The 24,861-nt window shown below is 66.4% G+C and carries 23 protein-coding genes and 1 tRNA gene; 6 read left to right on the top strand and 18 right to left on the bottom strand.

Features of this window, described 5'->3' with window-relative positions; translation table 11 throughout:
* The gene (locus tag AB8M46_RS06450) at nucleotides 1-408 is read left to right on the top strand and encodes a VOC family protein (protein WP_038522339.1); all 408 of its coding nucleotides are present in this window, start codon (nucleotides 1-3) and stop codon (nucleotides 406-408) included.
* Between the two features lie 2 nt (nucleotides 409-410).
* Here the strand turns inward: AB8M46_RS06450 and AB8M46_RS06445 are convergent, their stop codons facing one another.
* A complete protein-coding gene (locus AB8M46_RS06445; RefSeq protein ID WP_037340514.1) occupies nucleotides 411-968 on the bottom strand; it encodes a helix-turn-helix domain-containing protein in 558 nt (185 codons plus the stop codon).
* A 77-nt stretch (nucleotides 969-1,045) separates the two neighbouring features.
* Between AB8M46_RS06445 and AB8M46_RS06440 the strand changes: the two genes are divergently transcribed.
* From AB8M46_RS06440 to AB8M46_RS06425, 4 genes are read left to right on the top strand one after another with little or no spacing between them, the layout of a single operon-like run.
* Nucleotides 1,046-2,182, top strand: coding sequence for an MFS transporter (locus AB8M46_RS06440; RefSeq protein ID WP_394359806.1), 1,137 nt, complete (start codon nucleotides 1,046-1,048; stop codon nucleotides 2,180-2,182).
* A gap of 9 nt (nucleotides 2,183-2,191) precedes the next feature.
* The gene (locus AB8M46_RS06435; RefSeq protein ID WP_037340520.1) at nucleotides 2,192-2,347 is read left to right on the top strand and encodes a hypothetical protein; all 156 of its coding nucleotides are present in this window, start codon (nucleotides 2,192-2,194) and stop codon (nucleotides 2,345-2,347) included.
* Nucleotides 2,344-2,691 (top strand): VOC family protein, encoded by a 348-nt coding sequence (locus AB8M46_RS06430; protein WP_378421354.1) that lies wholly within the window; start codon nucleotides 2,344-2,346, stop codon nucleotides 2,689-2,691. The genes AB8M46_RS06435 and AB8M46_RS06430 overlap by 4 nt, the downstream gene beginning before the upstream one ends.
* On the top strand, nucleotides 2,688-3,941 hold the full coding sequence (locus AB8M46_RS06425) for an MFS transporter (RefSeq protein WP_394359805.1): 1,254 nt from the start codon (nucleotides 2,688-2,690) through the stop codon (nucleotides 3,939-3,941). The genes AB8M46_RS06430 and AB8M46_RS06425 overlap by 4 nt, the downstream gene beginning before the upstream one ends.
* On the opposite strand, the gene AB8M46_RS06420 is transcribed toward AB8M46_RS06425, so the two are convergent.
* The 17 genes from AB8M46_RS06420 to glp form a co-directional block, all read right to left on the bottom strand.
* On the bottom strand, nucleotides 3,917-4,912 hold the full coding sequence (locus tag AB8M46_RS06420; protein WP_394359804.1) for a teichoic acid biosynthesis protein C: 996 nt from the start codon (nucleotides 4,910-4,912) through the stop codon (nucleotides 3,917-3,919). The two genes, AB8M46_RS06425 and AB8M46_RS06420, sit on opposite strands and share 25 nt — an antisense overlap.
* A 74-nt stretch (nucleotides 4,913-4,986) precedes the next feature.
* Nucleotides 4,987-6,099 carry a serine hydrolase domain-containing protein gene (locus AB8M46_RS06415; RefSeq protein WP_394359803.1) on the bottom strand — a complete coding sequence of 371 codons (1,113 nt, stop codon included), beginning with the start codon at nucleotides 6,097-6,099 and terminating at the stop codon, nucleotides 4,987-4,989.
* Between the two features lie 11 nt (nucleotides 6,100-6,110).
* Nucleotides 6,111-6,872 carry a hypothetical protein gene (locus tag AB8M46_RS06410; RefSeq protein ID WP_037340531.1) on the bottom strand — a complete coding sequence of 254 codons (762 nt, stop codon included), beginning with the start codon at nucleotides 6,870-6,872 and terminating at the stop codon, nucleotides 6,111-6,113.
* Complete coding sequence (locus tag AB8M46_RS06405; RefSeq protein WP_037340533.1) at nucleotides 6,869-7,186, bottom strand: WXG100 family type VII secretion target; 318 nt, start codon at nucleotides 7,184-7,186, stop codon at nucleotides 6,869-6,871. Before AB8M46_RS06405 ends, AB8M46_RS06410 begins: the two co-directional genes overlap by 4 nt.
* Nucleotides 7,183-7,530 (bottom strand): YbaB/EbfC family nucleoid-associated protein, encoded by a 348-nt coding sequence (locus AB8M46_RS06400; RefSeq protein ID WP_394359802.1) that lies wholly within the window; start codon nucleotides 7,528-7,530, stop codon nucleotides 7,183-7,185. Before AB8M46_RS06400 ends, AB8M46_RS06405 begins: the two co-directional genes overlap by 4 nt.
* Before the next feature lie 34 nt (nucleotides 7,531-7,564).
* Nucleotides 7,565-8,272, bottom strand: a complete 708-nt coding sequence (locus AB8M46_RS06395; protein ID WP_394359801.1) for an ESX secretion-associated protein EspG — start codon at nucleotides 8,270-8,272, stop codon at nucleotides 7,565-7,567.
* The gene (locus AB8M46_RS06390) at nucleotides 8,269-8,595 is read right to left on the bottom strand and encodes a hypothetical protein (protein ID WP_037340541.1); all 327 of its coding nucleotides are present in this window, start codon (nucleotides 8,593-8,595) and stop codon (nucleotides 8,269-8,271) included. Before AB8M46_RS06390 ends, AB8M46_RS06395 begins: the two co-directional genes overlap by 4 nt.
* Nucleotides 8,592-9,554, bottom strand: a complete 963-nt coding sequence (locus tag AB8M46_RS06385; RefSeq protein ID WP_394359800.1) for a hypothetical protein — start codon at nucleotides 9,552-9,554, stop codon at nucleotides 8,592-8,594. The genes AB8M46_RS06390 and AB8M46_RS06385 overlap by 4 nt, the downstream gene beginning before the upstream one ends.
* A 122-nt stretch (nucleotides 9,555-9,676) precedes the next feature.
* Nucleotides 9,677-12,007 carry a helix-turn-helix domain-containing protein gene (locus AB8M46_RS06380; RefSeq protein ID WP_394359799.1) on the bottom strand — a complete coding sequence of 777 codons (2,331 nt, stop codon included), beginning with the start codon at nucleotides 12,005-12,007 and terminating at the stop codon, nucleotides 9,677-9,679.
* Between the two features lie 684 nt (nucleotides 12,008-12,691).
* Complete coding sequence (locus AB8M46_RS06375; protein WP_044852106.1) at nucleotides 12,692-13,423, bottom strand: M48 family metallopeptidase; 732 nt, start codon at nucleotides 13,421-13,423, stop codon at nucleotides 12,692-12,694.
* The gene (locus AB8M46_RS06370; protein ID WP_394359798.1) at nucleotides 13,410-16,496 is read right to left on the bottom strand and encodes a type I restriction endonuclease subunit R; all 3,087 of its coding nucleotides are present in this window, start codon (nucleotides 16,494-16,496) and stop codon (nucleotides 13,410-13,412) included. The genes AB8M46_RS06375 and AB8M46_RS06370 overlap by 14 nt, the downstream gene beginning before the upstream one ends.
* Nucleotides 16,493-17,740: a restriction endonuclease subunit S gene (locus AB8M46_RS06365; protein WP_394359797.1), complete on the bottom strand. Its 1,248-nt coding sequence runs from the start codon at nucleotides 17,738-17,740 to the stop codon at nucleotides 16,493-16,495. Before AB8M46_RS06365 ends, AB8M46_RS06370 begins: the two co-directional genes overlap by 4 nt.
* Complete coding sequence (locus tag AB8M46_RS06360) at nucleotides 17,737-20,172, bottom strand: type I restriction-modification system subunit M (RefSeq protein WP_394359796.1); 2,436 nt, start codon at nucleotides 20,170-20,172, stop codon at nucleotides 17,737-17,739. The genes AB8M46_RS06365 and AB8M46_RS06360 overlap by 4 nt, the downstream gene beginning before the upstream one ends.
* A gap of 811 nt (nucleotides 20,173-20,983) precedes the next feature.
* Nucleotides 20,984-21,056, bottom strand: a tRNA-Ala gene (locus tag AB8M46_RS06355).
* Between the two features lie 72 nt (nucleotides 21,057-21,128).
* Entirely contained in the window at nucleotides 21,129-21,935 is an 807-nt protein-coding gene (gene glpR, locus AB8M46_RS06350) for a gephyrin-like molybdotransferase receptor GlpR (RefSeq protein ID WP_037340545.1), read from the bottom strand.
* Between the two features lie 161 nt (nucleotides 21,936-22,096).
* Nucleotides 22,097-22,768, bottom strand: a complete 672-nt coding sequence (locus AB8M46_RS06345) for a GNAT family N-acetyltransferase (RefSeq protein WP_037340548.1) — start codon at nucleotides 22,766-22,768, stop codon at nucleotides 22,097-22,099.
* Complete coding sequence (gene glp / locus AB8M46_RS06340) at nucleotides 22,768-24,039, bottom strand: gephyrin-like molybdotransferase Glp (RefSeq protein WP_016337356.1); 1,272 nt, start codon at nucleotides 24,037-24,039, stop codon at nucleotides 22,768-22,770. The genes AB8M46_RS06345 and glp overlap by 1 nt, the downstream gene beginning before the upstream one ends.
* A gap of 218 nt (nucleotides 24,040-24,257) precedes the next feature.
* On the opposite strand from glp, the gene AB8M46_RS06335 reads away from it, so the two are divergent.
* On the top strand, nucleotides 24,258-24,830 hold the full coding sequence (locus AB8M46_RS06335; protein WP_394360851.1) for a 5-formyltetrahydrofolate cyclo-ligase: 573 nt from the start codon (nucleotides 24,258-24,260) through the stop codon (nucleotides 24,828-24,830).
* Nucleotides 24,831-24,861 lie beyond the last annotated feature (31 nt).

Here is a 24,861-nt window from a genome sequence, read left to right as displayed (position 1 = left end):
ATGGACATCGCCATTCACGGGAGCTTCCTCCCGCAGACCGACCCCGAAGCCGCTCTGGCCTTCTACCGTGACCTCCTCGGTTTCGAGGTGCGCAACGACGTCGGCTACGACGGCATGCGCTGGCTCACCGTCGGCCCGCCGGGACAGCCCGTGTCGATCGTGCTGCACCCGCCCGCCGTCGACCCGGGCATCACCGACGACGAACGCCGGGTGATCAGCGAGATGATGGCCAAGGGCACCTACGCGGGGATCCTGTTCTCCTCCGACGACCTCGACGGTCTTTTCAAGCACCTGCAGGAGGCGGGCGCCGAGATCATCCAGGAGCCGACCGACCAGCCGTACGGCCTGCGTGACGGCGCCGTCCGCGACCCGTCCGGGAACCTGATCCGTATCCAGCAGCGCGTCTGACGTCATCGGGTGCGGGCGCGGACGTGGATCCGCTCGCCCTGTTCGCCGAAGAGGCTGAGCACCTCGACCCGCCCGCGGCCGGTGGCGCCGAACCAGTGCGGCGTCCGGCAGTCGAACTCGGCGGCCTCGCCGGGACCGAGTACGACGTCCTGGTCGCCGAGCACGAGCCGCAGCCTGCCTCGCAGCACGTAAAGCCATTCGCGGCCGGTGTGGGTTCGAGTGCGGGGTTCGTCGTCGCTGGCCGGGATCGTCATCTTGTAGGCGCGAGGCCCGTCCTCGTGCCGTGTGAGCGGGATGAGCGCCCGGCCGTCCGAAGGCGCTTCGAGCACTCTCGGTGAGGCGACGATTTCGTCGACGCGCAGGCCCAGCGCGGCGATCACCGGCAGCAGCAGTTCGAGGCTCGGCTTGCGCTGTCCGGATTCGAGGCGGGACAGGGTGCTGGTGGAGATGCCGGTGGCGCGGCTGAGCTCCACCAGCGTCGTGCCCTTCTTGTCCCTGGCGCGGCGCAGCCGGGGCGCGATCAGTTCGATCGCCGCGGTGACGGCGGGTTGGCTCTCCATGCCGCCAGCAGAGCAGCTCGTCCCGGTTCCGGCAAAGTTCTTTGCCGAAACAGCCAGAATCTCCCGATGCTGGCGCCATGATCGAGACGAAACGCCTTCCCGCCGGTGTCTACCTCCTCGCCTTCAGCCTGTTCGCGATGGGGAGCGCCGAGTTCCTGATGGCCGGGGTCCTGCCCGCGGTCGCCGCCGATCTCGGCGTCTCCCTGTCCGCCGCGGGTGCGCTCATCACCGCGTTCGCGCTCGGTGTCGTCCTGGGCGGTCCGCCGTTCGCCGTGCTCAGCCTGAAATGGCCGCGGCGTACGGCGTTGATGACCACGCAGGCCGCCTTCGCCGCGGCCATCGCCGTCGGCCTGCTCGCCGACGACTACTGGATCCTCCTGGTCGCCAGGTTCGTCGCCGGTCTCGCCTACGCCGGGTTCTTCGCGGTCGCCACCGTGACCGCGATCAGCCTGGTGACCCCCGACCGCAAAGCCCGCGCCTCCGGCGTCGTGGTCGCCGGGCTCAGCGTCGCCATGGTGGCCGGGGGACCGGTCGGCACGCTGCTGAGCAACCTCACCGACTGGACCGGCGGCTTCTGGGGCGTCGTGACGCTGACCGTCGTCGGTGTGGTCGCGTGCGCCGTCGGCCTGCCCGCCACCGCGCCTTCGACGGAACCCAGCCTGTCGGGGGAGCTGCGCGCCATGCGGACGCCGCGCCTCTGGGGCGTTTACGCCATCACCATCCTGAGCACCGCCGCGTACATGGTGTCCTTCAACTACCTGGCGGCGATGCTCGCGGACGTCGTGCCCGCGGTCTGGATCCCCGCGGTCCTCGCGCTGTTCGGGATCGGCGCCTTCGCCGGACTGTCGATCGGCGGCCGCATTTCCGACCGTCGGCCGCACCACGCGCTGTTCGGCGGCGGTGTCGGCATCGCGGTCTTCTCGGCGATACTCGCCCTCTTCGCCACTTCCGTCTGGGTCGTCGTGCCGACGGTGTTCTTGCTGGGTATCGCGGCCTTCGTGCTCAATCCGGCGCTCTACGGGCGGGTCTTCACGATCGCCGCGTCCGCCCCGACTCTGGCAGGCGCGACCACGGTCTCGGCCTTCCAGCTGGGCATCAGCCTCACCCCGGCCTTCGCCGCCGGGGCGCTGAATCTGGGCGCTTCGCTGGCCGCCATCCCGTGGATCGGCGCGGGGCTGGCGCTGGTCACGGTGCTGCTTGTGCTCGTTTGCTAGCATGCGAGCATGGTCGAGAAACGGCAATTCAACGTCTATCTGCCGCCCGACCTCATCAAGCGGGTGAAGCACGCCTCCGTCGACGCGGACGAGTCGCTCTCGTCGTTCGTCGAACGGGTGCTGGAGGAGTACCTGCTGCGGACCAGTGAGGAACGCGAGCGATGAAGATCATGCCGATCCGCTACAGCGCGGACGTCGAGGCCATGACGCGGTTCTACGAGGTGCTCGGCCTCCGGACCGGGCCGGTGTCGCGCCCCGGCGGCTGGGTCGAGATGCCCGCCGAGGCCGGGATGCTGGCCATCCACCGGTCGTCCGGCGACGACGTCGGCCGCTGTGAGCTGGCCTTCGAAGTCGACGAACCACTGGAGGACGTCGCGGAACGCTTGCGGGCAGCCGGATTCGCGCCGGGCCCGCCGATGGACGAGGCATTCGGTCACTCGCTGCGCGTCCAGGATCCGGACGGGGTCTGGGTGCAGCTGAACCGGTACGACCGAGACCTCTACACATGACCGGAATCCGGCTGGCGGTCGGCATCGTCGCGCTCGAATTCGCGGCCGCCGTCACCGGTTTCGTCGCCTCCACCTTGCTGCCCGTCGTCGCCGGCGATCTCGACGCGAGGAGCGACCTCGGACTCCTGATCGCCGGCTCGACGCTGGGGTTGTTCGTCGCGCTCCCGTTGGCGAGCCGGGTTCTCAGCAGGCTGGGCCCCCGTGGCACGCTCGCGGTCGGGATGATCGCCTACCTCGGCGGGCTCACCCTGGCCGCGTCGGCGCGGACGGCGTGGATGTTCGCCCTCGGCCAGTTCTCGGCCGGGCTCGCCAGTGGCCTGCTGGCGATTTTCGGTGTCAGCTCGGCGATCCGGCATCTCGACGACCGGCTGAGGATCCGCGTGATCGCGGCGTCGTCGGCGATGTGGATCGTGCCCGCCCTGGTCGGCCCGGCCGCGACCCTCGGCCTGGAACATCTCGTCGGCTGGCGGTGGACCCTGCTGCTTCCGGTGCCGTTCGTCCTTTTCGGACGGTTGCTGGTCGTGCGTGCCGCGCGCGGCGACGTACCGGATGCCACTTCACGGCCCTTGCTGCGGACGCTGTCGGTGCCACTGGGAGCGGCGATCGTCGTGTTCAGCGCGGGTTTCTGGCCGCTCGCGCTCGCCGGGTCGGCGATCACCGCCGCCGGGATGATCGCGATCCTGCCGCCGGGCACCGCACGGCTCCGGCCGGGAACCCCCGCCGCGCTCGGCGCGATGGTGCTGTTCGCGATCGGTTATTTCGGCGCGGACAGCCTGATCACCGTGCTCCTGACGAGCGGTTTCCACCTGAGCCTCGGGCAAGCGGCGATCGTCCTGAGCGCCGCCCCGCTCGGCTGGACGGTGACCACCCTAGTCGCGGCCAAGTTCTCCTCCGCGCGCTTTCCCGTCGTGGGCCTGAGCCTGACCGCCCTCGGCACCGCGGCCGTGGCCTTCGGTGGGTCGTTCGTCATAGCCCTCGTCGCCTGGACGGTCGCCGGAATCGGCGTCGGACTCGCTTACCCGGGCCTGTACATCAGGGCCACGACGGCGGACGCGAGCGGTTTCACCGCCGCCGAGCTCGCGACCGCCGTCATCACCGCCGAATGCGTCGGGCAATTGCTGGGCAGGGCCGTCGGCGGTGCCCTGAGTTCTTCAGGCACCGGATTGTTCGTCTCGTACGGGCTCTTCGCGGCCGCCCTGGCGGCGGCCGCGTTCGCCGCGAGTCGTCAGTCGATAAGGACGTTCTTGTAGAACAGGTTCGCGTAGCGGTTGATGTTGTCCATGCTGCTACGCGATCCGAAACCCATGTACAGCCGGGTTTCCCCGGCGAGGCTCCGGTAGATCCCGAGCCCCTCCGGTTCACGGAACACCAGCGACTGCCCAGCCTTGGTCAGCGCGCGGCTCTTCACGGTGCCCGTGTTCATGTCGATGCAGGTGACGTAGGAGTCGATGTCGGCGGGATCCTCGTGCCCCGTACCGTCCAATGTGTACAGATACTGGCCGTAGATGGTGTAACCCTGGAAAGTCACCGGCACGGTCGACAGCGCGGGCTGTGCGAAATGCGCCAGCGGCGAGCTGAAGTTGCCGGCGGCCGCGGAGGCGAGCGGGTAGACGCTGTAGAACATCTTGCCGCCTTCGTTGCGGCGCACCGCGATCCGCTTGTTGATCGGATCGGTGGCGCAGGTGATCGTGTCGCTGCCGGTGAGGAACTTCTTCACCGACGGCGTGCCACCGTTGACGAACTTGAACCGCGCCAGCGCCGTCCCGCGACCGGCGCTCGTGGGCCCGTCCGAGTCGCATTCCATCCAGATGTAGGAGTCGGTGCCCACCGGTTCGACGCCGATCGACACCCCGTGCCCGGCGTTGTTCAGATGCATCGCGCCCTGGATCTCGCCGGAGAAGTTGACCTGGGTGACGCACAGGTCGTCGCCGGTCCCGCCGTTGCGCGCGTTCACGATGAAGATGCGCACGTTCTGGTTGTCGAAGGCGAAGCCCTGCATCACATGGTGCGATTCGTGCAGGATCTTGCTGCGGAATTCGTCGTAGGACGGCTTGGTGAGGTCGAACCGCTTGGACGCCGGTACCGCGGCCGAAGCCGGTTCGGCGAACACCGCGCCGGTGCCGAGCAGCGCCGTCGTCGCGGCGAGACCACCACCGGCCCGCAGCAGCGAACGCCGGGAGAACGGGGACCGGACGGGGTCCGGGGGCAGCTGCTCGGACATGGGCGCTCGCCTTCGTCGGGTTTCGCGGTCCGATGGAAGGTTGTTCACGCTCGTACAAGATTCGTACAACCCGCCTACCTCCCCTCGCACAGGGCGGCGTTGGCGACGTCGATGGCGCTCGGGTCGGTCGGGAGCTGGTTCGTGTTGGTCACGACCGACGCGAACCGGCCGTCGTCGGTGGCCAGTGTCAGCGACGCGTGCCCGGTCGGCAGGGAACCGTCGTGTCCCCAGGCCACGCCGCCGCAGGACAACTGGAGGCTGAACTGCCCGAGCCCGTACCCGGCGGGGGAGCCCGGCGTCCACGGCACGACGGTGCGCATCTCCGCGAGGGCCTTCGGCGAGACGATCGTGCCCGAAACGAGCGCGCGGTAGAACTTCGCGAGGTCCGTCAAGGTGGATTCCATCGCGGCCGACGAACTCCACTTCGAGAGCTCGAACGAGGTCGTCATGTCGACCCAGAAGTAGGCGCCACCGAGCTGGAACCCCTGGTAACCGGGCAGATACGGACTGGTGATGGTGCGCTTTCCCGGCGGCGGGAACGAGGTTTCGGTCAGCCCGGCCGGTGCGATGATCCGCTCGGTGATCGCGTCGCCGACGTACTTGCCCGTGAGCTTCTCGATCAGCAGGCCGAGCACCAGGTAGCCGACGTTGGAGTAGTGGTAGGCGCCGGGCGCGGAGACCGGTTTGTCGTCCATCGCGGCCTGCACGAGCGTGGCCAGGTCGTACGTGCCGTCGGGCTTGGTCTTCGCGTCGGCGGGGTCGTGGGGGAATCCCGCCGTGTGGTTGAGCAACCGCCGCACGGTGATGACGGTGCCGTCGTAGTTCCCGGTGACGACGCCGGGCAGGTACCGCTCGATCGGAGCGTCGAGGTCGACGAGCCCCTCGTCGAACAGCTGGAGCACCACGGCCGCGGTGAAGGTCTTGGTCTGGCTGGCGATCCGGAAATGGTCGTCCGCCGTGATGGGCCGCTGTCCGGGGGTGGTGGCCGAGCCGCTCGACAGGGACCACGAGCCCTGACCGTCGCCGGCGTGGACGGCGGCGCCGGGGCCCGCCTTCCGCTGGAAGCGGTCGAGCATGGTCTGTACGGCGGCGTGATCGCCGGTCTCGGCCGCCACCGCGGGCGCGACCGGTACGGCGAGCGCGACGGCCAGTGCGACACCGGCGATCCACTGGGTATTCGTTCCCATTCTCTTCTCCCTCAGTCTTTTTCGGAGTTCGCCGAGGCCTCACCGATCGCGGTGAGACCTTTCTCGACGACGTCGAGCACACCGGCCACGCCTTCGAGCAATTTCACGAGGTTTTCGCCGCTGACGAGCAGCTCGCCGAGTTTCGCCGCGATCCGGCCGCCGTGTTCGACGGCGATCGCCACACACTCCGGGATCGCCTCGGCGATGCTGGCCCCGAAAGTCGCGGGCGCCGCCGCGATGGCCCTCGTCATGATCGGCACGATCTTCCCGACGGCCTCGGTGATCAGCCGGGTGACGATGTCGACGGCCTGCGCCACCACCTCACCGGCCGCGACGATCGCCTTCGCGTTGGTCGCCGCGGCCTCCGCGACCGTTTTGACCCCGTCGACCAGCTTCGTCGCCGTCGCGGCGTAGTCCTGCTTCGCGTTCCCGGACCATTCGCTCGTCTCTTTCTCCGTCGTGGAGCCGTAGTCTTCGGCGACGGAGTTCGCGCCCCGCGAGACCCGGTCGTGCTCGGCGGAGGGAGCCGAAACCGACCCCGGATCACCGCGAAGCTGCCCGAGCGGCTCTTCGAGGAACGAGATCATCGGTGTCAGGAAGTCACACCCGGCGCTGCTCAACGCGGAAAGCGGGCTCGCCGTCGAGCCGAGCATGTCGAGTGAGACGGCCGGTTCGCCGCTGAGCTCCGCGGACAGCCATTCCTTGCCGCCGACGGAATCCCGCGCGATACGCAGGTTCGCGAGCGCGGTGCCGATCTCCACCGCGGTGGTCATCGTGCGCCTCCGTCTCGGTTCAGGCGGGCGGCGTGTTCTTCGTCCGTGCTCTGATACATCCCGGCCGCCTTCCGCATGCCTTCGCCGACGTCGTCCATGACGGACGCGGTGCGGGCGAACGCGTCCCTCGTCCGGCTCATCGCGGCGCCGATACCCGCGGTGAAGCACTGCGCGAACGGCCCGAGCGCCGTCGGCGGCATTTCACCGGGCAGGGCTGTGCCGAGCGACGACAACTGGTCGGCGTGCGCGGCGAGCCGGCCCGCGTGCCGGCGTAACTGATCGGGATCGACGGTGTAGGACCGTTCCGCGGTCATCGCACGACCTCCGGCGAGAGGTGCCGGGTGAGCCGGGTGAGTGCCGGACCGTCACCGAGATAGCCGGCCATCACGTCGGCCATCCGTTCGCCGGCGAGAGACTGGGCCTCGCGTGCGGTGGTCACGATCAGCACGGCGAGCGCGTCGGCTTCGAGTCTGCGCGCGGCGGGCGTCAACGCGACATCCTCGAGCACACCCGCCGCGTTGACCGAAACGGTGACCTCACCCCGGGGTGAGCGTGCCGTCGCCCCCGCCTGTTCGAGGCTTTCCCGAGCCTGGAGGGCGCCGTCCGCGGCGCGTTCGAGCCGGTCCCGGTAGTCGGCGAGCCATTGTGCCGGCTCCATGGTGTTCCCCTTCCCTTTTCGATGGAACGCGTCGTCACTGGCTGGCCAGTGCCGTCGCCTCGCGTAGTGCGTGAACGAGTTCGTTGTGCCGCAACGGGTTGACGCTCACCCAGCCGCGGTCGTCGTGGTCGATCCGGACTCTCCCCGAAGGACCGTCCAGCCAGGAGATTTCGAGTGGCCGCTTCTCGGCGCCCGATCGGCGCACGACACCGAGCTGGCCGCGTCCGGTCAGCGAAGGCAGCACGGTGGCGAGCGCTTCGGCGGCCGGGTCGTCACCGGCGGCCCCTGGGGACAAGGTGATCGGCAGGGTCGGTGCGGCGGGCACGTCGGGAAGGAGCCCGGCGAGAGTGTCGGCCACCGCGTCGTACGCGACCCTCATGACGGTCACCTGGCTCGGCGTGCCACCGAGCGTCTGTCCACAAAGGACCGCTCGGTTTTCGTGGATCATCGCCGCGAACCCCGTCAAGCTTCCCTTGTGGGCCAGCACCAGATCGACTGAGCTGTGGTACCCGCGCAGCGCGGCGACCAGAGCCCCGGCCAGGCCGGCGGGTCCCTCCGACGTGGCGAGACCACGCTCGGCCAGCGAACCACCCGCGGCGCTGAGCGACACCTCGCGTTCGCCCGCGATCCGGCCGAACGACGGAATCCGCATCGGAAACGGCAGCGGTACCCCGGCGAAGGTGGCGAGCAGATCCAGCTCCGCGAGTGCGAAGCGGGTGCCGTGTTCGTCGAGCGGGGTCATGACGCCCGCCCCTTGAGTTCGTCGCCGGAGCGCTCTTCCCGCTCTTGGTACTCACGTTTGGCGGACGCCAGCATCTGCTGGTACTCCCGGACTTCGCGTTCCGCGGCCTTCACCTCGCCCGCGAGTCCGGAGCCTCCCGCGGCTTCCCGCAGGCGGTGCGCCAGATGCGCGGCGGGCGGCGCGGTTCCCAGCATCGGCAGCCGTTCCGCGAGCCTGCTCGCGGTGGCCACCAGATCGGCGGTGAGATCGCCGAGCTCGGCCAGCGTCGTGATGCGCGCGTCGAGCAGGTCCAGCTCGACTTCGATGCCCCGCCCCGCGCTCATCGCCACTCCTGCCGGGGAAGACCGATGACCGCCTCGCTGGCGGGTTCCGCGAGAGGGAACAGCGCGTGGTCGATCGTCGGCAGCTGGTTCGTGTGGTCGTCCTCGTCGGACCGGCCAGGCGTGCCCGAGCCGACCGGCGCCGGCTGACCCACGGAGCCGGTGCGCGCCGCGGCCGGTTCGGCGGCCGTCTGCGCCGCCATCGCGCCGGGCCCGGCCGGCAACGCCGCCGCCCCCACTCGCACGCCGTTCGCGAGAGGATTCACGAAGGCGCCGGTGAGGCCGGCACTGACGGCCGGGACTTGTCCGAGCCCGCCGGACCCGGTGAGGCGCTGCCAGGAAGACCCGCTCGGGGTGGTGCGCTCCGGTGAGGAGGCCGAGGCGCTCACCGTGGTGTCGACGTCCGGCATGGTCGAGGCGGCCGGGACCGTGCCTTGTGCCTGTCCGATCAGCCTGCTCGAATTCGTCAGGCTCGACTCATAGGTGCGCATCGTCTGGACGGCGCGCTGCTTCCGCAGATCGGCCGTGCCGGTTTCGGCGTAGAAGCTGAAACCGGCTCCGCCGAAGGTCCAGTCCAAGAACATGCCCGTCATGCGTCCGGCCGGATCGTCCGCCGGGGCGGGCATCGTGGCCCTGGCCCACGCGAGCGCGTCGGCCGCCTGTTGCGCGGCCCGCTCGCCGGCGTGGGCGAGTTCCGCGATCTTCTCCACCCGTTCGGCGAGCACGAGTAGCCGCTTGGCCGCCTCCTCCGCGCCGCTGCCGTGCCAGCCGTCCAGCAGCGCGTCGTGCTGTTCGCGCAGCACCTCGGCGTGGTCGACCAAGGCCGCCCGGTGCCCGGACCAGTCCGCGGCGATCGTGCTGACGTCCGTGACGTCGGCGTCCTGCCACAGCATCCCGTGGAGCTCTTCGTGGCTGTAGGCATCCCAGTTCACCCCGCCATCCAGCGCGGTCTCGGCGCTCACCCCGGTTCCCCCCTTCCCACCGACCGCTTGTCGATGCGACCCATGCTGGCGGCGGGCGTGCCGGAGCCGGAAGGTCGAGCGGCGGCCATTTACGGCCGGTGGCGCTGAGCTGCGGAAAGGCCCTAGAGCTGGGAGCGGTAGGCCTTCGCGAGATGCTGCTGCAGCCGGGCGTGCCGGAACTGGTAGACCGCGCCGGACTGGCGCAGGACCCCTCGCCGGTACGCGTCGTCCAGGAACGCGGTGACGGCCCACGGCAGCTTGCGGAGCAAGGGGAGCCGCAAGCGGGTGAAGACCAGCCACTGGCCCCACGCGGTGAAGGTGATCACGTACGCGAAGGCCGTGACGAGCCCCGCGGTGAGGCCGAGCAGGGCACTGACCCTGAACGAGCGCACGAGGTGGAAGGACGGGCCCGTGATGCTCTCCAGCGCGGCCGCGGCCCCGAAGCTGCCGAGGCCGATCGCGATCGCGAGCACCGGCGCGAACAACCCGACGACGCGCAGCACGGTCGAGCGGTTCGCCGCGAGCAGATCGGCGGGGCTGGTGGCGGTGGTCAAGTTCGCGGGTACCTGGAGGAGGGTGAGGAGCGCCAGCAGCCCGCCGCAGACAGGGCCGAAGGCGAGCCCGAAAACGGTGACGTCGACCAGGATCAGGCGAAGGAGATGGCCGAGATCATCGATGACGACGAGATCCGGCGACAGCGCTCTCACGAAGACGCCGACAAGGGTGACGGCGACGGCCGCCAGCACGCCGCCCGCCACACCCGCCGCGAACCTGACCGCGATCCTTCGCCGGAGGCGGGGCCGTCGTGCCCGCCGGTCGAACAGCCGCATCCGCACACGTGTCGGTTCAAGGGACCCGGCCTTGCGGACCACGAGGAACGAATACAGCAGACCGAACGGAACGGCGATCACGGCCCCGCTGGCCAGCCCGTCGACGAGGACGACGGGCCACCGGAACGGCAGGCCGGAAGTGAGGGAATTGAGCGGGCTCAACACGAACCAGATGACGAGCGCCGTGGTCAGCCAGGTGGAGGCCGTCACCAGGAGGATGCGCGACCAACGGGTCAGCGAGCCGCCCAACCGCCACCATTCGAGGTCACCGGTGTCCCGCCGGTCGAGGTCGTCGGCGAGAAAACCCAGCCAGTGGCGGACCTGTTCGAGATCCCAGCGCTGCCGGACGTCACCGGCTTCCCAGACTGTGGGGACGAAGGTGTCGAGCAGATGCTCCTCGAGCGCCTGCGTCGTGGGGAAGCGGTCGGTGTCCAGCAGAATTGCCGGATCGCGTTCGCGCGAGTCGCTGTAGACCGTGCGGGCGAGCCCGACCATGAGCGGGGTTTTCAGGACCGTGGCCAGGTTCGAGGCCGGCGCTTCGGTATCGCGCAAGGCGGCCAAGACCGGATCCCACGCCGTGGCCGTTCCGCCGGGAGTGACGCGTCGTGCCGTTCGGGGCAGGTAACCGGCGAGATCGTCGACGCCGAGGTCGGTCAGTTCGACGACGGCGGCCGACGTCAGCGTGTGGACGTTGGTGACAGCACGTTCGTACTCGTCGAAACGACTGGTCAGGAACAGCGGCCCGGACAGGGAGTTGAGTGCTTCGAGCGCCGGCCGGTGCAGCCCCTCGGCGATCTCGTCGAAGCCGTCGAGGACGGGCAGGACGTATCCGGTGTCGACCAGCACGGCCGCCAACGTCGAGCCGCCGGGAGCCTCGGCGGAGAGCCCGGGATGGTCGCGCTGAAGCGTTTCGACGAGCCAGGAACGCAACGGTGTCGTGGTCGGGTCCCACGAACCGATGGTGAAGATGACCGGCACGACGCCGCCGCGATTCCGGACGGCCAGCGCGTCGAGCGCGAAACGCAGCGTCAGCACGGTCTTGCCCGCCCCCGCGCGGCCCAGCACCACCAGTTTCCGTGACGGGATGCCGCGGTAGACGTCCGCGATGTCGCCGATCTCGCCGGAGAGATCGAGCGGCGGGGCGGTCACCCCGTGCGGAACGCGGCAGATGTTGTCCCAGTGGTCGGCGAGTTCGGCCGCGACCCGCCACCGCACGGGCAGGGGGAACGGATCGTGCACTCGGCGCAGTTCCTCCTCGCGCCGGAGCCGGGTGGCGATGATCGTGGCCAGGTGGTCCGCCGCTTCGGTCACCTCTTCGGGCACGATGACGAGGGAGGGAGCCGGAACCACCGGTGTTTCGACGGTGTCCTCGGGCGGCGCTTCGACGGGCTCGTCCGGCTGCCTGCCGTCGGCGGCGGCGAGGAGATCGGCGCGCTCCTGCGGGGTGATGCCGAGTGCGTCGGCGAGCAACGTCACGGTGCCGACGCGCGGGTCTGTGCCCCCACCGGTTTCGAGACGGCGGATGGTCCGCACCCCGACCCCCGAGCGGGCGGCCAAGCCGTCCTGAGTCAGACCTGCCCGGCGGCGGGCGTCACGGAGGAGAACGCCGAACCGACCGGCCACGGGCGACGTCCCTCCAGAAGCGCTGTGCGACGGGTGATCATCCTAGTGGCGGGTAGGCCGCGAACGGGAGTCCGTAAGCCTGGTCGGTACCCCGCGCGAATCCTTTCTTTCGTATTCGCCGATCCCGGTATGTTTCGCGACGAAATCGGCAAGAAAAGCGGGCGGCTGTGAAACGCGAAAGACCCGCACTTTTTGGGAAGTGCGGGTCTTTTCTGCTGTGGACCTTGAGGGAACTTACTACAACACAAAACCCCAGGTAGAGGCCCTGGAAACCCTGCTCCGGAAGCTTCCGGACCGCGCTGCACCGGCTCCGCCCGTCGACCGACCCAAACCACGGCGGGCACGCCAACTCGACGCTGATCAGGTTCAGGAACTCATCGCCGGATACCAGACCGGGGCGACGGTGTACGAGTTGGGTGCCCGGTTCGGCATCGAACGGCGAACAGGTCAGCAACATCCTCCACCGGCGCGGTGTGCCGATGCGCCGACGCAGCCTCTCCGCCGAGCAGATCGACAACGCCGTCCACCTCTACAACCTCGGCTGGTCCCTGGCACGAGTCGGCGAACACCTAGGCGTCAGCCACACCACAGTGCTGACCAAGCTGCGCGAACGCGGCATCCCCACCCGAGACACCCGCGGACGGCCGCGATCGTCCATGCTCAGTCAACAGCCGTGCAACCCACTCATACAGTCTGACTCCATTCTTCATGCCCTAGTGGCGCCTCGTTTAGCTGATCACGAAGGCTCCGCCAGTTCGACATGAACTTATCCATGAGTGCGGTGAAGCGCGGTCCGTGGTTGCGTTCGAGGTGATGCGTCATTTCGTGGACGACGATGTACTCCAGGCAGTCTGGGTGCTTTTTGGCGAGTTCGACGTTGAACCAGATGTGCCCGCTGCCAGGGTTGCAGGAACCCCACTTGGTCTTCATTCGTCTGATGGTCCAGCGCGGCACCGACACGTCCAGTTTCGGTTCCCACTTGGCGATCAGAGGCGGGATCGCTTGTCGTAGTTGCTCCCGGTACCAACGATCAATCAGTTCGCGTCGGCGCTCTGCCGTGGTGCCTGCCGGAACATAGAGCAGCAACCGTTCGCCGTCTACCTCGAAGTGAGCCCGTCCAGGGCGCTCGATCACCTTCATTCGGCGGCGAATTCCCCACACGTAGTGAGACTCGCCCGTGATCATCTCTCGCTCGGACTGGCGCGCGGCCGAGCGAAGTTGCTCACGCTGCTGCTTGATCCACGGCAGCCGCTGGATCACGGCCAACCGGACGTGGTCGTCGTCAAGCCGGTGCGGGGCGGCGACTCGGACGCGTCCCAGTGGTGGGTAGACACCGATGTGCAGGTTCTTGATGTCCTTGTAGACGACGTCGATGTTAATCCCGCGGACGGTCAAGTAGGCACTAGCGGTACTCATGACGTGCCTTTACCAGCTCAAGCAGTTCATCAAGACGGTCGAAGTCGTCAGGCAACGTCTGGGCGAGCGCGCGTTTGACCTTCTTCTCCTTGATCGGATTGCCCACCCACGAGTCAGGCTTGGTGTGCCAGATGGTTGCGTCGATGTCAATCGCAAGCTTGATCGATGGATAACAGAAGTCGATCAGGGCACGGCGGGCACCGTTGTTGGCCCACTCCGGGTACGGAGTATCTGATTCGCCCTTACCGAGCTTGGTCGCGTGCTCCAACAACTTCGCAAGGTACTCCTGGTAGTCCAGCGCCCCCTGGCGGCGTTCCTCGAGGATGGCGTCAAGCAGCTCGGACATCTTGTCGTAGTACTTCGGGTTCATCGCCCGCTCATCGATGATGAGCTTGCGAATGTTGTTGGTGATCGTCTCCGCCACCGCTTCGGGCTCTTTCTTGATGCCCGCGGGCAGCTTGCTGAGAGCACCGGCCCCCATCTCAACGATCAGCTGGATCAGGCCGGCGTCCTGGAAGTCGGAGACCACTTCGGACGGCCTCGCACTGATGTAGGTGTCGAGCAGGTGGCGCATGCCAGCCTCGTACTGCTTGAAGTCGACGTTCTCGCCAGCACCGAGCTTGACCTCATCACGCACGTTGGCGTAGTGCACGATCTCGTCTTTGATCGCAGCGGCTTCCCCGTCGCTGTAGCCTGCGGCGCTCATCTCATTGGCGAGGTTGGCGTATGCCCTGGTCACGATGGCAACAGACTTGTAGAGCTCAACTCGCTTGGGCTCGTTGGCCTTGAGCTGCTCGGCGTTGCCATGCTCACGGGCACAGAAATAGTGCTGGTACTGCACCGTGTTCTTCGGCGGTGCGACTGGTTCGCACAGCGCCCGGATCTTCTCCAGTGCCTCGTCCAAGTCCTCCCGAGCCTTCTCGAGCCGGTCGGACAGAAGTCCCTCGATGTCCTTCTTCTCGTAGCCCTCCAGGGCACCGCCGGTGTAGTCGGTGATCGCGGACTCAAGCGAGTTGAATAGGTCACGGTAGTCGACGATGTAGCCGTAGTCCTTATCCTCGCCGTCGAGGCGGTTGACCCGGCAGATCGCCTGGAACAGGCCGTGGTCGGCCATCTTCTTGTCGATGTACAGGTAGGTCGCGCTGGGCGCGTCGAAGCCGGTGAGGAGCTTGTCGACGACGATGAGCAGGCGCATCTGTCCCGGATCGTTGACGAAACGGTCCTTGACGTCCTTCTCGAACTGTTCGACCTTGGTCATCGCCTTGTCGGCAGGCTCGTTGAAGTGGTCGGCCAGCATCTGCCGGTAGATCTCGTACTGGCGCAGCCGCTCAGTGGCGCCGTGGCCGGAGTCTTCCTTGGCGATGTCGCTCGCCTGCGGTTCGTATGACGTGACGATGGCGCACTTGCCTTTGAACCCGGCCTGCGTGAACAGCTCGTAGAACTTGCACGCCTGGTAGATGCTCGAACTGACGAGGATCGCGTTGCCACGGCCATCCGACAGGCGCGGCTTGATCTCCATATCGAGCAGGATGTCGTTGACGATCTGCCTGGCACGCGGTTCGGAGCTGACGACCTTCTGCATGGTGCCCCAGCGCTTCTTGAGCTCCGCGCGGGACAGGTCTGTCATGCCCTTGGTCTTGGCCTCGAACCACTTGTCGACCTTCGCAGGGGAGGTCAGTTCCTGGTCGATGTTGCGCGCCTCGTACCGCAAGTCCAGTACGACGCCGTCGGCCACTCCCTCGTCGAACTTGTAGGTGTGGACGAAGCTGCCGAACTTCTCGATGGTCGTTGCTTTGTCCGCCTTGAGCAGCGGCGTGCCAGTGAAGCCGATGAACATCGCGCCTGGTAAGAGCGTCTTCATGGCATCGTGCATCTTGCCCGACTGAGTTCGGTGGGCCTCGTCGACGAAGACGAAGATGTTGCCCTTGGCACGGAAGTCCTTTGGGATCGTCGCGTTCAGCTCGCGGATGAACTCGCTCTCCGCTTGGTCTCGAGCAGCGTTGTCCTCAGAGTCGCGGAATTTATGGACCAGCGAACAGACCAGCCATTCGTCGCTGGTGTTGAGGGTGGCCAGCATGTCGGCGCCGCTCTTGGTGCGGTAGATCGACTCGTTGACCCCGTTGAAGACCTTCTCGATCTGCTCGTCCAGTTCGGTGCGGTCGGTGATGAGCAACACGCGGCCATCCGGCTGGTTTTCACGGATCCACTTGGCCAGCCACACCATCGTCAGCGACTTGCCCGAGCCCTGTGTGTGCCAGATGATGCCGCCCTCGCGCTTGGCAATCCGATCCTGGGCTGCCTTGACGCCGAAGTACTGATTATGCCGAGATGTCTTCTTCTGCCCTGCATCGAAGACCATGAAGTCATGGACCAGCTCGAGCAGCCGCTCCTTCGAGCAGAGCTGGATTAAGGAACGATCGAGGGGGTCAACGATGTCGGACGGCTCACGCCACGCCAGCCAGTACTTCTCCGATGTATCGATGACGCTGTAGCGCAGCCCCTCCACATCGTTGCCGGCCATCACGAGCTGCACCGTCGTGAAGAACGACCGGATGAACTCGGGCCGCTGGTTCCCATAGCTTTGCCGGATGCCTTCGGAGACGGCGACCTTCGAGCGCTTGAGCTCGATCGTCCCGAGGGCAATACCGTTGACGTACAGCACGATGTCCGGGCGCTTGGTGTGCTGGCCTAGCACCGTGACTTCCTCCGCCAGCGCGAAGTGGTTGGCTTCTGGCCGTGCCCAGTCGATGAGCCACACCGTCTCCGTGCGCTCGCCTACGCCAGGCTTGACCTTCACCCCGTAGCGCAGCAGGCCGTAGACGTCACGGTTCGCCTCGTATAGATCACGACCACCACCGAGCGAAGCGTCGCTCTTCAGCTTGTCGACCGCCTTGTTGATCAGGTTGTCGCTGTACGCGCGGGCACGGAGATTCTGCGCAAGCAGCTCGACCTCGACGTTGGAGTTGCCCTCGCGGTACTCCCAGTTGCCGAGGTACTCGTAACCCAGCGAGTCCCTGAACAGTTCGATGATGCGATCTTGAGCCTTACGCTCAGGTTGCCCCACGTTACTCACGCAGCACCTTCCTCGATCGGAAGGCGGGTACGACCGGTCAGCAGTTGCTGCATTATCCCTTGTTTGACGTTCCGCTTTTTGGCGAGCCGACGTTTAATAGCCATGATCTCGTTCTCTGAGTCCTGAAATGCTGCGACTATGGCACGCTGTTCGTCGATCGGAGGCAACAGAAGGCTGAGATTGAGAACTTTCGTCTTCGCAATGTTGTACCGAGTTGCGCCTTGCGCGAGCGACGCCACCAGTGCGCGACCACTGCCCGATCGAAAGAAGTATGCAAGATAGCCAGGGTCGATCAACTCGTATTGTTTCAAACGGTATCCAAAACAGAAGCTGTTCAGGAATGTTGTTGGGGAGGGATTAAAATCCACCACCGCAGCCAGAGCTACTTCTTCTGGCGTCTCAGAGGACCCATTGAAGAGAACATCGCCCCGTCGAACTGAGTTCTGCCGCTCATTGGCGAGTACTTTGACGCGTTCGAGTCGTCGACCATGGAGTCGCGGGCTTTCCATAACTTCTGTAAAGGTCACGAACGAAGCTGAGCCCGTCCCAAAGTCGTCTTTTGTCTTGCCCGCCAGGCCGCCGTAGGTGGAACCGGCATCACGTAGACAAACTCGACTCCAAGGAGTACTGAAGCCAGGCAGGCGGGTCTCGCCAGTCAGGAGCTTCTGAACCACGCCCTGCTTGATCGCCTGCTTCTTGACAATCATCCGCTCCAACGTGGCTATCAACTCATCAATGTCGTCCAGGACGACGGCGATTCGGTCCTGTTCGGAACGGGGCGGGAGCGGTATCTGCAACTTCGCCGCCAGACCCGTATTGAAAACCTGCTGCGCACCGCCGACCAGTTGTTCCTCGATGCGCGCGCTTCCGAGGCGCGAGTTCAACACATGCATCGCAAACGAGGGGTTCAGAAATCGTCTATCAGGTCGAACGATGACAAGGCTTGCCGCATTGGCCTCTTTGAGGGAATCGGGGACGATAGCAGTCCTGCCCGGGTAGCCGACTCGCACGAGCACAAGATCCCCGGGCTGCAGGGCGGACTTCGACCAACTTTTGTGCGTCAGGTGTGAAATATAGCGCAAGTTTGTTAGGTCGATACGCCCCGGAAGGACGTTGGTTCCGCGCAGTAGTGGAACCCCTCTGGCTCTAAAAAGATGGGACATTGAACCAACGAAGCCCACCGTGACCTTCGTGCTAATCTCGCCTAGCGTAGCCTCAGGCCAGGGCGTGGCGTGGGCCGTCATTTCACCACCCCCATATCTGCCAGGTAGCTGGCGACTGCGGTCTCAAGCTTCTGAAGCTCGATGTCGAGCGCTTCGACTGTTTCGGAGTAGCGTTCACCGAGCTGCTGTATCCGACCGACTAAAAAGAGCGTAAGCGAGTCGACGACGCGTACGACGCGATCCGCGGTAGTCGCGTGCCACTTGTCGTCGAGGACAAGTTGCTTGATTTCAGGCAGGGTGAGTTCGCTGTACTTCTTGAGGGTCGCTAGATTATGCGCGGCCTGGGCATCCTTCGCAGCCTTCTTTGCGACAGCTTCGTTGTTGTACAACTTGATCAGGTATTGGAGTGCCTCGATCTCCTCTGGGGCAGCCCCTTCGTGCCGGGCCTCCTTGAGCCGTGTCGAAGCAAGAGGCTTAGACATCTTGCCGTCGTCCATGGCCTCGGCAAGCAGGCCGTCTTCGACGGCATGCTCCTCAATGTATTCCTCAACGGCGCGCCCGGCTTCCTCGGCTACCGCGTTCAGCGTATCCACCTCGGCCTGCTCGTCCGCGAAGTAGCGAACGACGACGAGCGCGGGCGGAATGAGGTCCATTTTGTACTTGGTGGCGCCACGCCCCGAGCCGACCACAAGGTCGGGTGTCTCGGAGAGCTTCCGCTCCTTGTCCTCGATGGTCTTGCGAGGCTTGGCGGCGTTGATCCACCCCTCGTTCATGATGAGGAAGGCGTCGTCGTGCATAACGCCGTGCCAGTAGGTCATGAGCTGCTCGTAGACGTCGTACTCGTCAAGCAGTGGCGTGTCCCTGAACCGCGCGAGTAGATCGTCGCTGATGTGAGCGATTAGATCCTTCGGGACGGTGTCCGTGTTCAAGCCTTGCAGAATCGGCCGGTGAGCCGCGAACCAGTCGTCAACCTGGCTGCGCACGTCAGTAGCGAATTTCTGGAACTCGTCGGAGTCCAAGATGGCCTGCTGCACTTTATTCACGCCGATCGCAAGGTCACTGTAGCCGGAGCGGTTTGGCCTGAAGAGCGTCGCGCGAAGACTCGGGAATGCCTCCCAGTACCCGCTGAGCGCGTCCAGATCACGGTCCGGGATCCCGCCGTGCAGGTGGGCGTAAAGGTCCTGGATGTCCTCCGGCTCGGAGGAATCGATGTAGCGCGGGATGTTGAGGTTGTAGTCGTTCTTTGGATCAGCGATCTCGTGGAGCGGCACCATGCGCGAGTAGCGCTCGATCTCCGTCTGCTTGTTGAAGATGTCGACGATCTTGTGGATATCCTGGCTGCGGAGGCGGTTCTTGTTGCCGTCCTTGATGAATTCCTTGGAGGCGTCGATCATGAACACGCCGGTCCGGGCCTGGGCATTCTCCTTGTCGAGAACAATGATGCACGCCGGGATGCCGGTTCCGTAGAAAAGGTTGGCGGGCAGACCAATGATGCCCTTGATGTAGCCGCGACGCAGCAGCTCCCTGCGAATGTTGGCCTCGGCGTTGCCGCGGAAGAGCACACCGTGTGGCAGGATGACCGCAGCCTTGCCGTTGCTCTTAAGGGACTTAAGGATGTGCAACAGGAAGGCGTAGTCGCCGTTCTTCTCCGGTGGCCGGCCAAACTCGAATCGACCGTACTCATTCTCCAGGCCGTTGCTCCACGACTTGATCGAGAACGGCGGATTGGCGACGGCGAAGTCGAAGGTCCGTAGCTGGCTTCCCGTGATCAACTGGGGGCTCGTGATCGTGTCACCCTTGCGGATGTCCGCGTCCTCGCTGCCGTGGAGGATCATATTCATCCTGGCTAGCGCCCAGGTGGCGTTGTCCTTCTCCTGGCCGTAGATGGTGATGCCGCGAGGGGCCTCATCGGCAACCTTGAGGAGCAACGAACCCGACCCACACGTGGGGTCGTAGACCGTGTGGTCCTGCCGGGTACCTTGCCCGATGCCGACAACCTTGGCGAGCACGCGCGAGACCTCGGCCGGGGTGTAGAACTGGCCCTTCGACTTGCCAGACTCCGTGGCGAAGTGCCGCATCAGGTACTCGTAGGCGTCGCCGAGCAAGTCGTCGCCCTCGGCGCGACTGCCCCGGAAGTCCAGGTCAGCGAAGATCGTCACCAGTTTGGAGAGCCGGTCCTGCATCTCCTTGCCCTTGCCGAGCTTCTCCTCGTCGTTGAAGTCGGCCAGGTCGATGACCTTCTGCAGCCCGTTAGCCTCGGCGAGCCTGCCGATGATCTTGTTGATCCCGTCGCCGATTTCCTTATCGCCCTTGAGGGCGACCATGTCGTCGAAGGAGCCGCCGTCAGGGACGTCGATCAAGGAGTTGCGGTCGGACTTTGCCTTGTCCGTCACGTACTTCACGAACAGCAGCGTCAGGATGTAGTCCTTGTACTGGCTCGCATCCATGCCGCCGCGCAGCTCGTCACAGCTCCGCCAGAGCGAGCTGTACAAGTCCGACTTCTTGAGGGCCATTACCACGCCACCCCCCTGCCTACCTCAAGACCCGAGCCTGTGCGCGAGCCCACGGCAAAACGTGCGTGCGACCTGTCCATTCTGCGGCATCCATCCTTATGTGACTTTGCGTGACGATTGCGCCACGAATGGTGATATTTGGATCGAGCGCTTCAACGATAGTGCCCGGACACTCGCGAAGTGAGTTGCCGTCGCGCGACACCCTGCTCCGGAAGCTGCCGTACCCAACGGGCCGGGCTTCATCACCCGGCGACCCAGCCCAAACCACGACTAGCCCGCCAGTTTGAGGCCGATCAAGTCCAGGATCTCATCGCTGGCGACCAAGCCAGGGCAGTCCTGTACGAGCTGGGCGTCCCCATCAGGAACCGTCGCCTGCGGCGCCCTCACAGGAGGAGACATCCGAATGCTGCGAGCTTATCCTCGATGAGAGATTCAAATCAGCGTCAGCAGGCTCGCTGGCGACCAGCAACGTCCTCGTCCCCACTTACGTGACCAACAAGCCGTCGCGACAGGGTGGTGACTCTGATGGTCGAACCAAAGAAGCGGGGACACAAGCCCCGAACCCATGTGTCGAGGGTCCGGATTCGGGGTGTGCGACACGATCCACCAGACGCGCACAAGATCGCCAAAGTGCTCGTCGAGCTCGCACGACAACTGGACGTCGACCCGGATCAAGATCCAGACAGCCGGACCGAAGTTCTAGTAAGCGACCCAACGTGCCGCGACCAAACCCCCGCCACAGATGAACCCCCTGCGAGTGCCTGACCTGGGATTTCCAAGCGCTCAGGGGGTTCATCTACAACTTCATGTGTGGAGCTGAGGGGAATCGAACCCCTGACCTTCTCGATGCGAACGAGACGCGCTACCAACTGCGCTACAGCCCCTGGTGAAGCTTGCCCCTGCGTTTGAGGCTCCATGAGCTTAGCAGTGGCTCTGGAGGCTCGAACGCAGGGGGGTCACTCTCCGGAGGCCCGGCGGAAAGGCCTGGTCCCGGGCTCGTCGAGCTCGTGGAAGGCAGGGTCCTCGTCGTCGAGGTCGACGACGACGGCTTGGCGCCGGAGGCGGGACATCGGGGACGGTTTGCGTTCCACGACGGCCGGACGTTCGGTGGCGACGACCTCGATGTCCTCACGGGACTCGTGGTCTTCGTCGTCGACCGCCGGGCGGCGCGGGGCGCGGGTGCTGTTGAAGCGGGCGAGGCGGCGCTGCCGGATGTCGTTCTCGATGCGGACCTGGCGGCGCAAGTACGCCAGGTAGCCGATGAGGACGGCGTCGACGACACCGTTGGCCCACCAGACCGTCGGGGTCAGGAAGCCGGCGACGGCCGCGGTGGTGACCACCAGCACCAGGAGGGCGATGACGACCCGCTGCCGGAACGCGTACTTGGCGCGGGCGGCGATGTCCGCAGCCTCCGGGTCGAAGCCGCCACGGCCGGGACGGTAGCCCGTGCCTTGGCGTTCTCTTTCCGGGCGGGCCGTGTGCGAGGGCTGGGGAAGCGGTTCGGCTTCCGGCTCCTCGTCCTCGAGGTCGGCGTCGAGCTCCGCCTCGAGTTCGGCCAGGTCGTCTTCTACCGATGGTTCCGTGTTTTCCGCCATCGCGAACTCCTCCGGTCCCTCGTGGCGTGTGCTCCCGCTCCGCACGACTCGCGCCGCCAAGGCCGAGTCCGTCGTCCGTGCGACCTGCTGGCGCTTGCGGGCGACCATGGGCACGAGAACGACGAGCCATGCCGCTGCGAGCGCGACGATGATCACCGAACTGGGCATCTCCCGTCACCTCCCCCGATCCACTGCTGTAGTCACGCTAGCCACAACAGTCACACACGCCGCGCAGACTCGCCGGTTTCGATCACGGAAAATGCATCACCAAATTAGGTGAATCTCACAGCTTGTGGTAACGCGGTCACCGGAACGACCCGGTAATGGGGTCAAACGCGCTCCGCGAGGCCCTTCGAGACGAGCCGTGAGACCAGTCCGTCACCGGTCTCCTCCTTGGTGACGGCGTAGCAGAAATGATCCCGCCAGCCACCCGCGACATCGAGATAACGCTCGAAAAGTCCTTCTTGCCGGTAGCCCGCTTTGCCGAGAACCCGCAGGCTGGGGGTGTTTTCGGGGCGGACGGTCGCCTCCAGGCGGTGCAGCCCGCCGAAGTCGAAGACGTGGTCGGTGACGAGGGCGACGGCGCCGGTCGCGACGCCACCGCGGACGATGTCCGATGACACCCAGTAGCCGATCCAGGCCGATCGGAGCGACGCCCGGATGACGTTACCCACAGTGATCTGCCCGGCGAAGCGTCCGTCCACCGTGATGGTGAACGGGAGACATTGACCGCGCCTGGCCAAGCCGCGCAATGCCAGCCATTGGGACGGCCATGACCAATACGCGTTGCGATCCGGCCAGGGCCCGACGCCGGTCGGTTCCCACATTTCCAGGTGCTCGCGATCGCGCAGCCGGACGCGGCTCCACTCACCGGCGTCGCGGAGACGGACCGGCCGGACGGCGAGGATCCCGGCGGGCACCCGGAGCGGGCCCAGCTTCGCGGGCCAGCCCGGATGCCTGCTCTCGATCGGATACGCGACGCCGGAAATCGGTGCGCCCATTACGCCCGCTGGGCCAGGAAGGTCACCTTGACCTGCTCGCCCGCGGCGACCTCGGTGAGGTCTTCGTCGATGTTGATCAGGCAGTTCGCCTCGGCCAGCGACGCGAGCAGATGCGCGCCGGAGGTGCCGAGCGGCTGCACCAGGTACTCGCCGTTGCCCTCGTCGCGCAGCAGTTGCCCGCGCAGGAACCCTTTCCGGCCCTTGGTCGAGGTGATCGGGGAGAGCAGCCGCGCGCCGACGATCCGGCGGTGCGGGTTGCGGGTGCCGCGCGCGGCGCGGATCAGCGGGCGGACCAGCACCTCGAACACGACCAGCGCGCTCATCGGGTTGCCGGGGATCAGGAACGTCGGCACCGAGTCGGGGCCGAGCCTGCCGAAACCCTGCACGGACCCGGGGTGCATGGCGACGCGGGTCATGTCGATGTGGCCGAGATCGGACAGCGCCGCGTGCACTTCGTCGCCCGCGCTCCCGCCGGCGCCGCCCGCGACGACGACGATCTCCGACATCAGCAGGCGGCCTTCGACGACCTCTCGCAGGCGTTTCGGATCGCCGGGGACGATGCCGACGCGGCTCACCTCGGCGCCCGCGTCCCGCGCGGCCGCGGACAGCGCGTAGGAGTTGACGTCGTAAACCTGTCCGACCGAGGGGGTGCGGTCGATGTCGACCAGTTCGTCACCGACGGAAACGATCGAAACCCGGGGTCGCGGGTAGACCAGGACCTTCGCGCGGCCGACCGCGGCGAGCAAGCCGACCTGGGCCGAGCCGATGGTGTCGCCCTTGCGCACGGCGACGTCGCCGATCTGCACGTCCTCGCCGGTCCGGCGCACGTAACCGGCCGACGGCACCGACCGATGCACGGTGACCTTGGCCTGGTGCCCGTCGGTGTAGGCGGTCGGGACGACGGCGTCGGCGAGCGTCGGCAGCGGCGCGCCGGTGTCGACCCGCACGGCCTGCCCCGGCTGCAACCGCCGCGGCTGGCGGGAACCGGCGGCGATCTCGCCGACCACCGGCAACTGCACCGGCTCCTGGCCCGCGGAGCGGACATCGACGCTTCGCACCGCGTAGCCGTCGACGGCGGCCTGGTCGAAACCGGGCAGCGCGTGTTCGGCGACGACCTCTTCGGCGCACAGGAGGCCCTGGGCCTCGGAGATGGCGACCCGGACCGGGCGCGGGCGTACCGCCGCGTCCAGGGTCAGGGAGATCTGATCCTCGACGGAACGGAACTGTCCCGCGTCTTCGGTCTCGGCCGCTTCGGCGATGGGTTCCGTCATGACTGGGGGATCTCGATCCGTTCGTTCGACCAGGCACGCGTTGAAGGCCCGTCGGTGAACTGAAGTTCACCACCGTTACCAGGAGTGATGCGGTCCGAAGCCGCGGAAATCGCCCGATCGGGCAAGCTCCTCGTGGTCCGTGCCGCCGGGGTGGTCGCTGCGCCTGTCATAGGCGTGAAGCCTAACCTGACCACGTGGTCGAGCCCGGCAATGAACACCTGAGCAAAACGGAGTGGCGTTCCCGGATAACCGCCGAACGGCGTTCGCAGGTGTTGGAAGAGCATGCGCGGGAGGCCGTGGCGCTAGCCGCGGCCGCCGCTCGCCTGCCCGGTGAAGTCGTGTGCGCCTATGTTCCGTTCGGTACCGAACCAGGTTCGACGTCACTACTTGATCAACTTCTGGACCAGGGCAAACGGGTGCTGCTGCCGATCGTCCCCGACGCGCCGGGCCCGCTGGAGTGGGCCGTCTACGAGGAACCGTCGAGCCTCGGGCCGGGACGGCTGCGGGGGTTGCTCGAGCCGACCGGGCGCCGCCTCGGTCCCGACACGCTGGGGACGGCCGATCTGGTGCTGATCCCGGCGCTCGCCGTCGACGACGCGGGCGTCCGGCTCGGCCGCGGCGCCGGGTACTACGACCGGTCGCTCTCCTTCGCCGCACCCGGCGCGGCACTGATCGCCGTCGTCCGGGACGCCGAACTCGTGCGCGAGTTGCCCGCGGAACCGCATGACGTCCGCATGACCGGGGTACTGACCCCGGAGCACGGCTTGGCGCCGCGCCCGGTAATAGACTGACGCCCCGACGCAGTGGTTCAGAAAGGGCACA

It is taken from the genome of Amycolatopsis sp. SB7-3 (genome assembly GCF_041021335.1).
GTDB lineage: Bacteria > Actinomycetota > Actinomycetes > Mycobacteriales > Pseudonocardiaceae > Amycolatopsis > Amycolatopsis japonica.
The sequence above is the reverse complement of the archived record's forward strand: the minus strand, read 5'-3'. Positions and strand labels throughout refer to the sequence as shown.

What these genes read in the sequence shown, in the direction of transcription:
- AB8M46_RS06425 (WP_394359805.1), top strand. Translation starts at nt 2,688, where the DNA reads ATGACCGGAATCCGGCTGGCGGTCGGCATCGTCGCGCTCGAATTCGCG.
- AB8M46_RS06375 (WP_044852106.1), bottom strand. Translation starts at nt 13,423, where the DNA reads ATGAGTACCGCTAGTGCCTACTTGACCGTCCGCGGGATTAACATCGAC.
- AB8M46_RS06390 (WP_037340541.1), bottom strand. Translation starts at nt 8,595, where the DNA reads ATGAGCGCGGGGCGGGGCATCGAAGTCGAGCTGGACCTGCTCGACGCG.
- AB8M46_RS06445 (WP_037340514.1), bottom strand. Translation starts at nt 968, where the DNA reads ATGGAGAGCCAACCCGCCGTCACCGCGGCGATCGAACTGATCGCGCCC.
- glp (WP_016337356.1), bottom strand. Translation starts at nt 24,039, where the DNA reads ATGACGGAACCCATCGCCGAAGCGGCCGAGACCGAAGACGCGGGACAG.
- AB8M46_RS06410 (WP_037340531.1), bottom strand. Translation starts at nt 6,872, where the DNA reads ATGACCACCGCGGTGGAGATCGGCACCGCGCTCGCGAACCTGCGTATC.
- AB8M46_RS06345 (WP_037340548.1), bottom strand. Translation starts at nt 22,768, where the DNA reads ATGGGCGCACCGATTTCCGGCGTCGCGTATCCGATCGAGAGCAGGCAT.
- AB8M46_RS06395 (WP_394359801.1), bottom strand. Translation starts at nt 8,272, where the DNA reads ATGACCCCGCTCGACGAACACGGCACCCGCTTCGCACTCGCGGAGCTG.
- AB8M46_RS06400 (WP_394359802.1), bottom strand. Translation starts at nt 7,530, where the DNA reads ATGGAGCCGGCACAATGGCTCGCCGACTACCGGGACCGGCTCGAACGC.
- AB8M46_RS06405 (WP_037340533.1), bottom strand. Translation starts at nt 7,186, where the DNA reads ATGACCGCGGAACGGTCCTACACCGTCGATCCCGATCAGTTACGCCGG.
- AB8M46_RS06440 (WP_394359806.1), top strand. Translation starts at nt 1,046, where the DNA reads ATGATCGAGACGAAACGCCTTCCCGCCGGTGTCTACCTCCTCGCCTTC.
- AB8M46_RS06450 (WP_038522339.1), top strand. Translation starts at nt 1, where the DNA reads ATGGACATCGCCATTCACGGGAGCTTCCTCCCGCAGACCGACCCCGAA.
- glpR (WP_037340545.1), bottom strand. Translation starts at nt 21,935, where the DNA reads ATGCCCAGTTCGGTGATCATCGTCGCGCTCGCAGCGGCATGGCTCGTC.
- AB8M46_RS06360 (WP_394359796.1), bottom strand. Translation starts at nt 20,172, where the DNA reads ATGGCCCTCAAGAAGTCGGACTTGTACAGCTCGCTCTGGCGGAGCTGT.
- AB8M46_RS06430 (WP_378421354.1), top strand. Translation starts at nt 2,344, where the DNA reads ATGAAGATCATGCCGATCCGCTACAGCGCGGACGTCGAGGCCATGACG.
- AB8M46_RS06365 (WP_394359797.1), bottom strand. Translation starts at nt 17,740, where the DNA reads ATGACGGCCCACGCCACGCCCTGGCCTGAGGCTACGCTAGGCGAGATT.
- AB8M46_RS06420 (WP_394359804.1), bottom strand. Translation starts at nt 4,912, where the DNA reads ATGTCCGAGCAGCTGCCCCCGGACCCCGTCCGGTCCCCGTTCTCCCGG.
- AB8M46_RS06415 (WP_394359803.1), bottom strand. Translation starts at nt 6,099, where the DNA reads ATGGGAACGAATACCCAGTGGATCGCCGGTGTCGCACTGGCCGTCGCG.
- AB8M46_RS06435 (WP_037340520.1), top strand. Translation starts at nt 2,192, where the DNA reads ATGGTCGAGAAACGGCAATTCAACGTCTATCTGCCGCCCGACCTCATC.